The organism is Pseudomonas sp. Rh2, assembly GCF_040762985.1.
In the GTDB taxonomy this organism is placed as follows: Bacteria; Pseudomonadota; Gammaproteobacteria; order Pseudomonadales; family Pseudomonadaceae; genus Aquipseudomonas; species Aquipseudomonas taiwanensis.
In genome coordinates this window covers 20,516-34,947 of record NZ_CP142890.1, presented here as the reverse complement: position 1 = coordinate 34,947, position 14,432 = coordinate 20,516, and the positions used below count along the sequence as shown (strand labels likewise).

Sequence of the window (14,432 nt, the reverse complement as noted above, 5' to 3'; positions counted from 1 at the left end):
CCAATCCTGCAAAGACCCCGCGCCGGCTTGCCGGCGATAGGGCAGAATGGCCTGGGCTGATCACTCCTGTGGGCTGATCCACCCGCGCACCCGTCGGAACAGTTGCTCCTGTTCGGCTGCCTGGTTGCCCGGAATCGCCGTCAGCGTCAACTGTCGGTACTGGCTGTCCTTCTGCCGCTTGCTCGCCTGCAGACGCTGTGCGGCGGCCCGACTGTCGCCGGCTCGGGTAGCGTAATAAAGGTCGGCGGTCGGTACTTTCAGGCTCGGTGCCAGGCTGTCCAGGCTGTGCTCGACTCGCGCCGGTGTCTGCGGCGTAACCATTACAAGCTTCTGCACCTGGGGTGGTTGTTTTTCACTCAGGTAGCGCGCCGCCCAATATGCCCCGCTGCCATGGCCGATCAGTACGATACTGCGGGCATTTTGCTGCTGTGCATAAGCCACCGCAGCGTCGAGGCGGGCGAAGATGCGCTCGGCGTCAGCCACATCGGCCTGCTGGTCGGCCTCTTCGGCATTGGTGCTTTCAGCGGTGTCGGCGTCGGCTGCGGTGGCCTGGGCGACGTTGGCATTGGCATCGTCTGGTGTGGCCTTGGCCGGTGCGCTTTCGCCCTTGGCTTGTTCAGCGGGGGTGGCCGGCTTTTCTTCGACCCGTGCCAACGGGCTGTCGGCGAGCAGGTCTGGCAGGGTAATGCTCAGGCTGTGCCAGCCGACATCCGGGAACTTGCGCCGTAGCGGCCCCACCGCGTTGGGCCAGTCGGCCGTTTCGCCGGCACCGGGTACGATGATTACCGCGCCTTGTGGGTCACCGTCGTTAGCCGGTTTCCAAAGGGCCAGAAAACTGTCCGCACCCGCTTGCAAGGTGCGTTGTTCGGCTTTGGGCACCAGGCGCTCCAGGGCCAGGGCATCTTCCTGGCTGCGTTCGAGCAAGGGGGCGCGCGAGGCGGCGGTGGCCGGCGTTTCGGTTGCGGCCTGCGGTTGTTCGGCGTCGGCTGCCATGGCGCCGAACGGTAGAAGCGAGGCCAGGCAGCACATTGCCAGCGTCGTGCGATAAAGTGTGGACATGAATCAACCCAAGGCCAGAATGATCCCGGCAGCCTAATAGTATTTGCCCGCGACGGCCATGCTGCATGGCCGCCCTTGCCAAGACGAGCGTGTAGATGAAGCGAGTGCGTCGCCTGTTGGTTATCGGCTGGTTATGGCTGCCCTTGATCGCCTTTGCTGGGTCACAGGCGCCTGCGCCGGTGGCACTGGAACCGGCCCAGCAGCAATGGCTCGAGGCCCATCGCAGTCTGCGGGTCGGCATTGTGCTGCAGGCGCCCTATGCCCAGTTCGACCGGCGCCTGCAGCAACTGTATGGGGCCAACGTCGAACTGGTGAACGGGTTGGCGCAAGCGCTGCGCCTGGATCTGACCTGGCGCAACTTCCCCGACCAGTCCAGTCTCGAGCATGCCCTGCAGGCCGGCGAGGTGGATTTTGCCCCCGGCCTGACCCAGACGCCGGCAAGCCTGCGCTTGTGGCTGTTCAGCGACCCCTACATGCGTGTGCCGCAACTGGTGGTAGGGACACGTACCGGCGCAGTGGCTGTCGAGCTGGAGAAGCTCGGGGCTCATGAGCGTGTAGCGGTACGCATGCCGAGCGCACTGGCTGATTATCTGCGTGGCAACTACACCAACCTTAACCTGCAAGGGGTGCCCAACGAGCGCGAGGCGCTGCAATTGGTGGTCGGCGGCCAGGCCAGCTATGCAGTGGTGGATGAAGCCCAGCTCAGTCGGCTGTCTCGCGAAACTGAGTTCGGCGAGCTGGCGGTGGTCGGCGATATCGGTCTTCCGCAACTGCTGCGCATCGGTTCGCGCCGCGACTGGCCACTGCTGGCCGATGTGCTCGAACGCGGCGTGCAGGCCATGCCGGCCAAGGAGCTGGAGCAGTTGCACCAGCGCTGGCTGCAGCCCAAGTATCCCCGCTTCAGCGAGTCGGCCGGCTTCTGGCAGAACCTGACATTACTGTTGGGCCTGTTGCTGCTGTGTGCCCTGGCTACCTTGGCCTGGCAGCGTCGCCAGCAGCGCCAGGTCGAGCGCAGCCTCCTGGCCACCCGCGAAACCCTGGCGCAACGCCAGACCCGCGAAGAAGCCCTGCGCCTGAGCCAATTCGCCATCGACCAAAGCACGGTGGGGATCCTGTGGGTTAACTGGGACAGTCACATCCGCTATGCCAACCATGCTGTCGAGCGCATGCTCGGGTATGGCGAGGCACAGTTGTTGGACCGTCCGCTGATCGACTTCGAGCCGAGCCTGAACATGGACCGCTGGCTGGACTTGTGGCGGGCGGCGCGTGCTGGCGATGGCGGCGTCAGGCAGTTCGAGACGCGTTGCCTGCATGCCGACGGCAGCCTGATTCCGGTCGAGTTGTCGCTGAGTTTCCTGCGCTTTCGCGATGCCGAGTACTTGGTCGTGTACCTGGCTGACGTCACCGAACGCCATCGCGCCTTGGCGGCGCTGCGTGAAAGCGATGCGCGGCTCAAGGGTATCGCGGGCAACGTCCCAGGGCTGGTGTTCCGACTGGAACCGGACCCTGCCGAGGGCGACCTGGAGTTTCCCTACATCAGCGAGGGCAGCGAGGCGCTGGTGGGTTATACGCCCGCGCAGATCCAGCATCCGCAAATGGGCTTGCGTAACCTGGTCCATCCAGAAGACCGGGCGAATTATCATCAGGTGCAGGACCTGGCCATCGCCTCAGGGCAGGACTGGTCCTGGCAAGGGCGCATCCTGACCCGTGAGGGCGAAGAGCGTTGGGCCGACATCAAGGCCAGTGCCCGGCGCCTGGCCAGTGGTCGGGTGGTCTGGGACGGCATCGTCTGGGACATTTCCCAGAGCAAGCAGGCCCAACTGGCCCTGGCGCGGTCCCAGGAGCAACTGCGTGAGTTGTCGGCGCACCTGGAGAGCGTGCGTGAGGAAGAAAAGGCGCGTATCGCCCGGGAAGTGCACGACGAACTGGGGCAGATGCTCACCGTGCTCAAGCTGGAGTTGTCGATGTGCGAACTGGCCTATGCCGAACTGGACCCCGGCCTGAACGAGCGCCTTGCCAGCATGAAGCGCCTGATTGCCCAGTTGTTCCAGTTGGTGCGTGATGTCGCCACTGCCTTGCGGCCGCCCATTCTCGATGCCGGTATCGCCTCGGCCATCGAGTGGCAGGCCCGTCGCTTCGAAGCGCGCACGCAGATACCTTGCCTGGTGCAAGTGCCGGATAATCTGCCAGCATTGAGCGATGCCAAAGCCACAGGGCTGTTCCGCATCCTCCAGGAAGCCCTGACCAACGTCATGCGTCATGCCCAGGCGCACAGCGTGGAAATCGAACTGGTGCGCGAAGCAGGGCAGTTGCGCATGACGGTCAGTGACGATGGCGTGGGCTTTTGTCGCGACCAGGCCCGACCGACCTCGTTCGGTCTGGTGGGTGTGCGCGAGCGGGTGCTGATGCTTGGTGGCAGCATGACCCTGGACAGTGAACCGGGCGAGGGCACCAGCCTGAGCGTGGCCATTCCGTTGGAGTAGGAGAACGATCGTGATTCGAGTGTTGGTGGCCGAAGACCACACCATTGTCCGTGAAGGCATCAAGCAGCTCATTGGCCTGGCCAAGGACATGCAGGTGGCGGGGGAGGCCAGTAACGGCGAGCAATTGCTGGAAACCCTGCGCCATACCCCCTGCGAGGTGGTCTTGCTGGATATCTCCATGCCCGGTGTGAATGGCCTGGAAGCCATCCCGCGGATACGCGCGCTCAACGACGCCCCAGCGATTCTCATGCTGTCGATGCACGACGAAGCCCAGATGGCGGCGCGCGCGCTCAAGGCCGGTGCGGCGGGCTATGCCACCAAGGACAGTGACCCGGCCTTGCTGCTGACTGCCATACGCCGGGTGGCTGGAGGTGGGCGCTACATCGACCCGGCCCTGGCCGACCGCATGGTGTTCGAGGTAGGCCTGACCGAGACTCGGCCGTTGCACACGTTGCTCTCCGAGCGTGAGTTTTCCGTGTTCGAGCGCCTGGCTCAGGGGGCCAACGTCAATGACATCGCGCAGCAGCTGGCGCTTTCGAGCAAGACCATCAGTACCCATAAAGCGCGGCTGATGCAGAAGCTCAAGGTCAACTCGCTGGCAGAGCTGGTGAAGTACGCCATGGAGCACAAGCTGTTGTGACTGTTCTGGTTGCGACAGCAACGATCCGAGGTACGGCTGTGCACGCTGCAGGAGCGGTTTTACCGGCGAAAAGCGCCTGGCCTGCCGTGTTGTAGCGCTTGGGCTGGCGTCTTCGCGGGTGGACTCGCTGCCACACAGCGGTGGCATTTGGCCTTCGGGCTATCTCAATCCCGCCATCTTTGTAGGGCAATCCCTACAAGAAGTCTTCCATCCGGATGATGGCATTCTCTCAGTGCCCCCGATTTTCGGGGGCTTGCACCTTGTCTAGTCTGTATCCACGCAGTCATCCAACAAGAAGGTGCAGGCATGAGCGAGGCGAATTCGAACGCGGCCACCAGCGAGACGCTGGTCAGCTTCCGTGGTGTGCAAAAGAGCTACGACGGCGAGTCGCTGATCGTCAAAGACCTCAACCTGGACATCCGCAAGGGTGAGTTCCTGACCCTGCTGGGCCCTTCCGGTTCGGGCAAGACCACCAGCCTGATGATGCTGGCCGGCTTCGAAACCCCTACCGCAGGCGAGATCCAGCTGGCCGGTCGCTCGATCAACAACGTGCCGCCACACAAGCGCGACATTGGCATGGTGTTCCAGAACTACGCGCTGTTCCCGCACATGACCGTGGCCGAGAACCTGGCCTTCCCCCTGACCGTGCGCAACCTGAGCAAGACTGACATCAGCGAGCGGGTCAAGCGCGTGCTGAACATGGTCCAGCTCGATGCCTTCGCCAAGCGCTACCCCGGGCAGTTGTCCGGCGGCCAGCAGCAGCGCGTGGCATTGGCCCGGGCACTGGTGTTCGAACCGCAGTTGGTATTGATGGACGAACCGCTCGGGGCGCTGGACAAACAGCTGCGCGAACACATGCAGATGGAAATCAAGCACATCCACCAGCGGCTGGGTGTGACCGTGGTCTACGTGACTCACGATCAGGGCGAGGCGCTGACCATGTCTGACCGGGTAGCGGTGTTCCATCAGGGCGAGATCCAGCAGATCGCCGACCCTCGCACCCTGTATGAAGAACCCTGCAATACCTTCGTCGCCAACTTCATCGGCGAAAACAACCGCATCAACGGCACGTTACTGGGCAGCGATGGCAAGCGTTGCCAGGTGCAGCTCGGGCGTGGCGAGCGGGTCGAGGCGCTGGCGGTGAATGTCGGCCAGGCCGGCGAGCCGGTCACGCTGTCTATCCGTCCTGAACGCGTGCGCCTGAACGGCCACAGCGAACGCTGTGTCAACCGCTTCTCTGGCCGGGTGGCCGAATTCATCTATCTGGGCGACCACGTGCGTGTGCGCCTTGAGGTTTGCGGCAAGGCTGACTTTTTCGTCAAACAGCCGATTGCCGAACTCGACCCGGCGCTGGCCGTGGGCGATGTGGTACCGCTGGGCTGGGAGGTGGAGCACGCCCGCGCGCTCGATCCGATTGCCGAAGCCCATTGATGGAGTGTTTCACCAACCCTGTACTGTGGAGAGAATAAGAATGCGCAAGCAGTTGAAACTGACCGCCCTGGCCCTGGGGCTGTTCGCCGCCGGCCAGGCCATGGCGGCGGACCTGACCGTGGTGTCGTTCGGTGGTGCCAACAAGGCGGCCCAGGTCAAAGCGTTCTACGAGCCGTGGGAAAAGGCTGGCAACGGCAAGATCGTTGCGGGTGAGTACAACGGTGAAATGGCCAAGGTCAAAGCCATGGTCGACACCAACAGCGTGTCCTGGAACCTGGTGGAGGTGGAGTCGCCAGAGCTGGCCCGTGGCTGTGACGAGGGGATGTTCGAGGAGCTCGACCCTGCGCTGTTCGGCAACGAAAGCGACTACGTCAAGGGTGCCATCCAGCCTTGCGGTGTCGGTTTCTTCGTGTGGTCCACGGTACTGGCCTACAACGCCGACAAACTCAAGACCGCGCCGACCAGCTGGGCTGATTTCTGGGACACCAAGAAATTCCCAGGCAAGCGCGGCCTGCGCAAGGGCGCCAAGTACACCCTCGAGTTCGCGCTGATGGCCGACGGTGTTGCGCCGAAGGACGTCTATCAGGTGCTCGGTACCAAAGAGGGCGTGGACCGTGCCTTCAAGAAACTCGACCAGCTCAAGCCAAGCATCCAGTGGTGGGAAGCCGGCGCCCAGCCGCCGCAGTACCTGGCTTCGGGTGACGTGGTCATGAGCTCGGCCTACAACGGCCGTATCGCCGCGGTGCAGAAGGAAAGCAACCTGAAGGTGGTGTGGAACGGCGGTATCTACGACTTCGACGCCTGGGCCATTCCGAAGGGCGCCAAGAACGTCGAAGAGGCGAAGAAATTCATCGCCTTCAGCGTCCAGCCCGAGCAGCAGAAAACCTACTCCGAGAACATCGCCTACGGCCCTGCCAACTCCAAGGCGGTACCGCTGCTGGCCGATGCGGTGAAGAAAGACATGCCGACCACACCTGAAAACATCGCCAACCAGGTGCAGATCGACGTGGCCTTCTGGGCTGACAACAGCGAGCAGCTGGAGCAGCGCTTCAACGCCTGGGCGGCGAAGAAGTAATCGACTTGGAGCCGCTGCGCGGCTCCTACAGGTCCGTAGGAGCCGGCTTGCCGGCGATGGGCTGCACCACAGCCTCAACCTGTCGCCGTTACCCGGCGGCGACAGCGCCCCCCGTTTTTCTGTTTCGCGGAGTTCGCCATGGCCATTGCAGTGCCCCTAAACGAAGGCGCAGGTCCAAGTCTCAAGCAGCGCCTCAAGCACGCCGAGCGGGTCAACCGCTGGAAGGCGCAGGCGTTGATCGCGCCGCTGGCGCTGTTTCTCCTGCTGGTGTTTCTGGTGCCGATTGCGGCGCTGCTGTACAAGAGCGTCGGCAACCCGGAAGTGGTGGGCGGCCTGCCGCGTACGGTCGAGGTGATCAGCCAGTGGGACGGCAAGAGCCTGCCTGGCGAGGACGTCTATAAGGCGCTGAGTCAGGACCTGGCCGAATCGCGCAAGAACCAGACATTGGGCGACCTCTCCAAGCGCCTGAACATGGAGCTGGCCGGCTACCGCAGCCTGTTGGCCAAGACTGCACGGGCACTGCCGTTCAAGGCCGAGCCTGCTTCCTATAAAGATGCCTTGCAGGCCCTCGACGAGCGTTGGGGCGACCCGGCCTACTGGCAGGCGATCCGTCGCAACACCAGTTCGGTCACCTCGTTCTACCTGCTGGCTTCGCTCGATCACCGTATCGATGACCTCGGTGAACTGGCCAAGGCCACCCCCGATCAAGCCATCTACCTGGATATTTTCGCCCGCACCCTGTGGATGGGTGTGGTGATCACCGCCATCTGCCTGGTGCTGGCCTACCCGCTGGCCTACCTGCTGGCCAACCTGCCGACCCGGCAAAGCAACCTGCTGATGATCCTGGTGCTGCTGCCGTTCTGGACCTCGATCCTGGTGCGGGTAGCGGCGTGGATCGTACTGCTGCAATCGGGCGGCCTGATCAACAGCGCGTTGATGGCGATGGGCATCATCGATGAGCCGTTGGAGCTGGTGTTCAACCGTACCGGTGTATACATCTCGATGGTTCACATCCTGCTGCCGTTCATGATCCTGCCGTTGTACAGCGTGATGAAGGGCATTTCGCCGAGCTACATGCGCGCGGCGATCTCGCTGGGTTGTCACCCGTTCGCCAGCTTCTGGCGTGTGTACTTCCCGCAGACCTACGCGGGTGTGGGCGCCGGCTGCCTGTTGGTGTTCATCCTGGCGATCGGCTACTACATCACCCCGGCGCTGCTGGGCAGCCCGAACGACCAGATGGTCAGCTACTTCGTGGCCTTCTATACCAACACCAGCATCAACTGGGGCATGGCCACCGCACTGGGCGGGCTGTTGCTGCTAGCGACCGTGCTGTTGTACCTGATCTATAGCTGGCTGGTCGGCGCCAGCCGTCTGCGCCTGAGCTGAGGAGCCTTGTCATGCTGAGCCCTTACATGTCGCCCGTGGAGCGGGTCTGGTTCTACAGCCTGCGCATTCTTTGCGGCCTGATCCTGCTGTTTTTGGTATTGCCGGTGCTGGTGATCGTGCCGTTGTCGTTCAACAGCGGCAGTTTCCTAGTCTACCCGCTGCAAGGCTTCTCGCTGCAGTGGTATCACGACTTCTTCGCCTCGGCCGAATGGATGCGCGCGCTGAAGAACAGCATCATCGTCGCCCCGGCGGCTACCGTGCTGGCCATGGTGTTCGGCACCTTGGCATCCATCGGCCTGACGCGTGGCGACTTCCCCGGCAAGTCGCTGGTGATGGCACTGGTGATTTCGCCGATGGTGGTGCCGGTGGTGATCATCGGTGTGGCCAGTTACCTGTTCTTCGCACCGCTGGGGATGGGCAACAGCTTCGTGTCGTTGATCCTGGTGCATGCGGTGCTGGGTGTGCCGTTCGTGATCATCACGGTATCGGCCACCCTGCAGGGCTTCAATTACAACCTGGTCCGGGCGGCAGCCAGCCTTGGCGCCTCGCCGCTGCTGACGTTCCGTCGTGTGACGCTGCCACTGATTGCGCCGGGCGTGATCTCGGGGGCGCTGTTCGCGTTCGCCACCTCGTTCGATGAGGTGGTGGTGACGCTGTTCCTGGCGGGCCCCGAGCAGGCGACCCTGCCGCGGCAGATGTTCAGCGGGATCCGCGAGAACCTGAGCCCGACCATTGCCGCGGCGGCGACCTTGCTGATTGCCTTCTCGGTAGTGTTGTTGCTGACCCTGGAGTGGTTGCGTGGGCGTAGCGAGAAGCTCAGAACCCAACAACCCGCCTGATCATGGGGTGGCGGTACCGACCTCTTCGCGGCGTTAGTTGTTAAGAGGTCGGTACAGGTTGATGCTAATCAGCCCCGATCCGTTTCCCTGAGTTACAATGCGCACCACCGTGATTCTGCCAACAGGTGCGCCATGCAGCCCTACGCTATTGCCCCCTCCATTCTTTCCGCCGATTTCGCCCGTCTGGGCGAGGACGTCGACAAGGTATTGGCCGCTGGGGCCGACATCGTTCACTTCGATGTCATGGACAACCACTACGTCCCCAACCTGACCATCGGCCCGATGGTCTGCAGCGCGCTGCGCAAGTACGGTGTGACCGCGCCGATCGACGTGCACCTGATGGTCAGCCCGGTCGACCGCATCATCGGCGATTTCATCGAGGCCGGCGCTACCTACATCACCTTCCACCCGGAAGCTTCCCAGCACATCGACCGTTCGCTGCAACTGATCAAGGACGGCGGCTGCAAGGCTGGACTGGTGTTCAACCCGGCCACCAGCCTGGACGCCTTGAAGTACGTGATGGACAAGATCGACATGGTCCTGCTGATGAGCGTCAACCCAGGCTTCGGCGGGCAGAAGTTCATCCCAGGCACCCTCGACAAACTGCGCGAGGCTCGTGCCCTGATCGACGCCAGTGGGCGTGATATCCGTCTGGAAATCGACGGTGGCGTCAACGTCAACAACATCCGTGAAATCGCCGCTGCTGGTGCCGATACCTTCGTTGCCGGCTCGGCGATCTTCAACGCCCCGGACTATGAGCAAGTCATCGCCACGATGCGCGCCGAACTGGCCCAGGCACGCCCATGAGCGGCTTCGAGCAGCTGTTCCCAGGGGCGCTGCCCAGGCTGGTGATGTTCGATCTGGACGGTACCTTGATCGACTCCGTCCCCGACCTGGCCGCCGCTGTGGATCGTATGCTGCTCGAACTCGGGCGACCGCCGGCTGGCCTCGATGCGGTGCGCCAATGGGTGGGCAATGGTGCCCAGGTCCTGGTGCGCCGTGCGCTGGCCGGCGATATCGAGCATGAGGGTGTGGATGAGGCACTGGCCGAGCAAGGGCTGGCGCTGTTCATGGACGCCTATGCCCAAAGCCATGAGCTGACGGAAATCTACCCCGGTGTGAAGGACACCCTGCGCTGGCTGCGCAAGCAGGGCGTGGAGATGGCGTTGATCACCAACAAGCCCGAGCGTTTCGTCGGCCCTCTGCTGGACCAGATGAAAATCGGTCGATATTTCCGCTGGATCATCGGCGGCGACACCTTGCCCCAGAAGAAGCCAGACCCAGCCGCGCTGTTGTTCGTCATGAAAATGGCCGGCGTTGCCCCCGAGCAGTCATTGTTCGTCGGCGACTCGCGCAGCGATGTGTTGGCGGCCAAGGCGGCAGGGGTGAAGTGTGTCGGCCTGACCTATGGCTACAACCACGGTCGGCCGATTCACGACGAATCACCCAATCTGGTGGTCGACGACCTGCGCGCCCTGCTGCCTGGTTGCGTAGACCTGGCCACTGGGATAACGTTGGCGGACCTTCAAGCCTCACAAGACAGAGAGTCCACCGTGGCGGTTACTGGCAAATTCTGGATGAAAGTCATCAAGGCCCTGGCCCGTTGGCGCTGGCGCGCCTGACTTCTGCCCACCGGCGCCTGCCGGTCCGTCCGCTTGCCCGAACCCATTGCTGCTTGCCACGAGGCTACCCATGACCCGCGAAGAATTCCTGCGCTTGGCCGCTGCCGGCTACAACCGCATCCCCTTGGCCTGTGAAACCCTGGCCGACTTCGATACGCCGCTGTCGATCTACCTGAAACTGGCTGACCAACCCAATTCCTACCTGCTCGAATCGGTGCAGGGCGGCGAGAAGTGGGGCCGTTACTCGATGATCGGTCTGCCGTCGCGCACCGTGATGCGTGTACATGGCTACCATGTGAGCATCCTGCAAGACGGCGTCGAAGTGGAAAACCACGATGTGGAAGACCCGCTGGCGTTCGTCGAAACCTTCAAGGACCGCTACAAGGTCGCCGACATCCCTGGCCTGCCGCGCTTCAATGGCGGCCTGGTCGGTTACTTCGGCTATGACTGCGTGCGCTATGTCGAGAAGCGTCTGGGCGCTTGCCCAAACCCAGATCCGCTGGGCGTGCCGGACATTCTGCTGATGGTGTCCGACGCCGTGGTGGTGTTCGACAACCTGGCGGGCAAGATGCATGCGATCGTGCTGGTCGACCCGACCGAGGAGCAGGCTTTCGAGCAGGGCCAGGCGCGCCTGCAGGGTTTGCTGGAAACCCTGCGTCAACCGATCACGCCACGCCGTGGCCTGGACTTGAGCGGCCCGCTGGCGGCCGAGCCGGAATTCCGCTCCAGCTATACCCGTGATGACTACGAGAACGCGGTTGGGCGGATCAAGGAATACATCCTGGCGGGCGACTGCATGCAGGTGGTGCCGTCGCAGCGGATGTCCATCGACTTCAAGGCCGCGCCGATCGACCTTTACCGTGCGCTGCGTTGCTTCAACCCGACGCCCTACATGTACTTCTTCAACTTTGGTGACTTCCATGTCGTTGGCAGCTCGCCCGAAGTGCTGGTGCGGGTAGAAGACAACCTGGTCACCGTGCGCCCGATTGCCGGCACTCGCCCGCGCGGCGCTACCGAAGAAGCCGACCGGGCGCTGGAAGACGACCTGCTGTCGGACGAGAAAGAGATCGCCGAGCACCTGATGCTGATCGACCTGGGTCGCAACGATGTGGGGCGCGTGTCCTCGACCGGTAGCGTTCGCCTGACCGAGAAGATGGTGATCGAACGCTACTCGAACGTGATGCACATCGTGTCCAATGTCACTGGCCAACTGCGCCAAGGCCTGACCGCCATGGATGCGCTGCGGGCGATCCTGCCGGCGGGCACCTTGTCGGGGGCGCCGAAAATTCGTGCGATGGAGATCATCGACGAACTCGAGCCGGTCAAGCGGGGTGTGTACGGAGGGGCGGTGGGCTACTTTGCCTGGAACGGCAATATGGACACAGCCATCGCCATTCGCACGGCGGTGATAAAGGACGGCGAGTTGCATGTGCAGGCTGGCGGGGGCATCGTTGCCGACTCGGTACCGGCACTGGAGTGGGAAGAAACCATCAACAAGCGCCGGGCGATGTTCCGGGCAGTGGCGCTGGCTGAGCAGACCTCTGCCAAGTAGTTCGTCGGCATCTGGGGCTGCTTTGCAGCCCTTTCGCAGTCTCCAAGCAGTTGAAGCGGCCTGATGTCGCAAAAGGGCCGCTAAGCGGCCCCCACCGTCCTAGAAGTCGACGCTGATCCCCAGGCTCATCCCTTGTTGCGTTAACTCATCGCTCTTGCGCCAGGTGTAGTTCCCTCGCAGATGCACCCCGGCCGTCAACTCATGGGTCAGTCCCACACTGGCCCGGGTGAGGTTACTGTTCGGCGTATACCCGGTCAGTGTGAACTCGTTCGCCGGCAAGCTGGTCAGGTGCATCGTCACCTCTTGCTGGTCATCCTCGAACTCATGCTCGCGCGCCACCTCGGCGAACAGCCGGGTGCTCGGCGATACCTGCACACTGCCCAACAACCCCAGCCCCAAGCGTCGTGAAGTACGTTCCTGGTCATCGAAGCCAAGCGCCGTCGAACGTCCGCTCTTCTCGTCGTAGCCGTCCACCTTCACCCGCGCATAATCGGCGCTGAGGAAGGGTGACAGTTGCCAGGTGCTGCTGGCTGCTGCCAGGTTGTAGCCCAGGCGGCCGGTGACTGCCCAGGCCTCGCCATCGGTGTCGGCTTTCTCGCTACGGTCGTTCACCCCCAGGGCAAAGGTACGCTTGAGGTCGCGGTAGTCCAGGTGGCCCGCGCTCAAGGCGGTATCGGCCCACCAGCGGTCCTGTCTGAACTGGGCGAAGGCAGTGGCCAGGTAGCTGTCGAGCTTGTAATTCGAGTCCTGTGCACCTGCTTCCAGCTTTTGCCGATACACACCGCCCGCCAGCCCCAGTCGCCAAGCGTCATTCAACCGGTAGCTGCCGCCCAGCGTCAGGTTATAGCCATGGCCGTTACCGCTGGCAGCGCTGCCTTGCTCGTCGAAGTCCAGGTCCTGGGCACCGGTTGCAACGAACGGTTGCCATTGCCCTACGCCTTGCCAAGGCGTCTGCCACTGGTTGCGCAGCTCGTCCTGGTGTGCCCGGAGGCTGGAGTGAGCCATTTCTGGCAGCAGTGTCAGTTCCCATGGGGCGGAGAGAATCGAGTAGGCGTAGTCGGCGATCAGTAGCTGGCCCGCAATGGTCGGATGGACTGAGTCGTTGAAAAGAAGCTTGGTTGGGTCGGGCGCTGTGCCGTTGGCGCCATACACGGGGTTTGCAACGCAATTGTTGCCGCTGTAGCAGGTGCCGATCAGGTTCTGTCCTGTGGCCAGGCCGAATTGGCTCGGGTCGGTGACGGCTTCTTGCAGTAGCACGGGAACATTCAGTGGGATGATCTCGGCGTCGATCTGCCCGAGCTGGCCGACCAGCGATTGGTTGAACACGCTCGACAGCTGTGACAGGGCGCCTTGCAAGGGCGATCCGCTGAAGTTCGGGGTCTGGCCGAGGTCTGGCAGTAGCCAGACCATGATGTAGCGTGCCCCTCCTTGCTGTAGCGCCTGGGCGCTGGCGGCCAGGCGTGCGCCGGCTGCCGCCGCGTCCGCGGGGGTGTTCACCAGGCCTTGGAGGAAGTCATTGCCGCCACCGGTCAGGTAGTAGAGCGCGTTGGGGTCTGCGCGCAGGCCATTGGCCAGGTAGCCAGGTCGCTGACGAATCACGGTGCCCGCTCCCAGGTTGCCAGGGGGAATGATCAATTGAGAGGTGCCGGTGATCGAATCCAGTATTTGCTGGGTCGTGTAGCCGCCAACCGCCCAGTTGTTACCATCCGGGCGAATTCCGAAGGAGGTGGAAGGGTTGAGGTCTGCTGGCGCTACCCCCAGTTGTCCTCCGAGGATCATCGGCGAGACGGGGGCGAAGTTGCCGTCGCTGTCACGGTTGGTGAAGCGCATGCCATCAGTGCCTCCCAGTAGATCGGGAAACTGGCCGGCATCGCTCAAGCTGTCGCCGAACACGATCATGGTGGAATATGGCGAAGGAGCTGCCAGGGCTTGGCTGCAGGCCAGCGCGAGCGTACAGAGGGTGAAGCGCAGGAAATGCGAACGTTGCATGGGTAGATATCCTTCTCATTGTTTTTATCGGAACAGCCCGATTGACCTTAACAAAGCAAAGGTCTTTTCTCACAAGTCCATTCGTTACCCCGTGTTTACGGGCATATTGCGCCAGGCGCCCCGGTAAGCTACTGTGCCGGGACGTATGAGCGAGACCTATCCTGTGTTGATCGTCAGCAAACTCTTGATGCGAGTAATCAAGGCCCACGCCCGTTGGCGTTGGCGCGCCTGACTTTATCTCCTGCCGGCAAGTCCGGCCCGCCCCCGTTTGTCTTCCTCTTTGTAACACCCGCCACCGCACGATGCGGCTGCATTTGCGCTTGTTCTGGCGTGTAGGAAGATTCGAATTCAAAAGT

11 protein-coding genes are annotated in these 14,432 nt (G+C 62.7%); 9 read left to right on the top strand and 2 right to left on the bottom strand.

Translation table 11 applies throughout. The annotated features are described in order from the left end of the window. Window positions 1-60 precede the first annotated feature (60 nt). Window positions 61-1,059 (bottom strand): alpha/beta hydrolase family protein, encoded by a 999-nt coding sequence (locus tag VXM67_RS00165; RefSeq protein ID WP_023382668.1) that lies wholly within the window; start codon window positions 1,057-1,059, stop codon window positions 61-63. Window positions 1,060-1,154: 95 nt separating this feature from the next. Between VXM67_RS00165 and VXM67_RS00160 the strand changes: the two genes are divergently transcribed. The 9 genes from VXM67_RS00160 to trpE all read left to right on the top strand — a co-directional run bounded on the left by VXM67_RS00160 (window position 1,155) and on the right by trpE (window position 12,087). After that, a complete protein-coding gene (locus VXM67_RS00160) occupies window positions 1,155-3,542 on the top strand; it encodes a PAS domain S-box protein (protein ID WP_202675671.1) in 2,388 nt (795 codons plus the stop codon). A gap of 7 nt (window positions 3,543-3,549) precedes the next feature. Then, a complete protein-coding gene (locus tag VXM67_RS00155; RefSeq protein WP_177325270.1) occupies window positions 3,550-4,182 on the top strand; it encodes a response regulator transcription factor in 633 nt (210 codons plus the stop codon). Between the two features lie 306 nt (window positions 4,183-4,488). Continuing rightward, a complete protein-coding gene (locus VXM67_RS00150; protein WP_023382665.1) occupies window positions 4,489-5,613 on the top strand; it encodes an ABC transporter ATP-binding protein in 1,125 nt (374 codons plus the stop codon). A gap of 40 nt (window positions 5,614-5,653) precedes the next feature. Then, the gene (locus VXM67_RS00145; RefSeq protein ID WP_023382664.1) at window positions 5,654-6,688 is read left to right on the top strand and encodes an ABC transporter substrate-binding protein; all 1,035 of its coding nucleotides are present in this window, start codon (window positions 5,654-5,656) and stop codon (window positions 6,686-6,688) included. A gap of 138 nt (window positions 6,689-6,826) precedes the next feature. Next, a complete protein-coding gene (locus VXM67_RS00140; protein WP_023382663.1) occupies window positions 6,827-8,074 on the top strand; it encodes an ABC transporter permease in 1,248 nt (415 codons plus the stop codon). A gap of 11 nt (window positions 8,075-8,085) precedes the next feature. Then, window positions 8,086-8,913: an ABC transporter permease gene (locus VXM67_RS00135; RefSeq protein ID WP_023382662.1), complete on the top strand. Its 828-nt coding sequence runs from the start codon at window positions 8,086-8,088 to the stop codon at window positions 8,911-8,913. Window positions 8,914-9,045: 132 nt separating this feature from the next. Beyond that, a complete protein-coding gene (gene rpe / locus VXM67_RS00130; RefSeq protein ID WP_023382661.1) occupies window positions 9,046-9,720 on the top strand; it encodes a ribulose-phosphate 3-epimerase in 675 nt (224 codons plus the stop codon). Then, entirely contained in the window at window positions 9,717-10,535 is an 819-nt protein-coding gene (locus tag VXM67_RS00125; protein WP_367237430.1) for a phosphoglycolate phosphatase, read from the top strand. The genes rpe and VXM67_RS00125 overlap by 4 nt, the downstream gene beginning before the upstream one ends. 70 nt (window positions 10,536-10,605) lie before the next feature. After that, the gene (trpE, locus tag VXM67_RS00120; protein WP_023382659.1) at window positions 10,606-12,087 is read left to right on the top strand and encodes an anthranilate synthase component I; all 1,482 of its coding nucleotides are present in this window, start codon (window positions 10,606-10,608) and stop codon (window positions 12,085-12,087) included. Window positions 12,088-12,186: 99 nt separating this feature from the next. On the opposite strand, the gene estP is transcribed toward trpE, so the two are convergent. Beyond that, window positions 12,187-14,076 (bottom strand): esterase EstP, encoded by a 1,890-nt coding sequence (estP, locus tag VXM67_RS00115; RefSeq protein ID WP_023382658.1) that lies wholly within the window; start codon window positions 14,074-14,076, stop codon window positions 12,187-12,189. Window positions 14,077-14,432 lie beyond the last annotated feature (356 nt).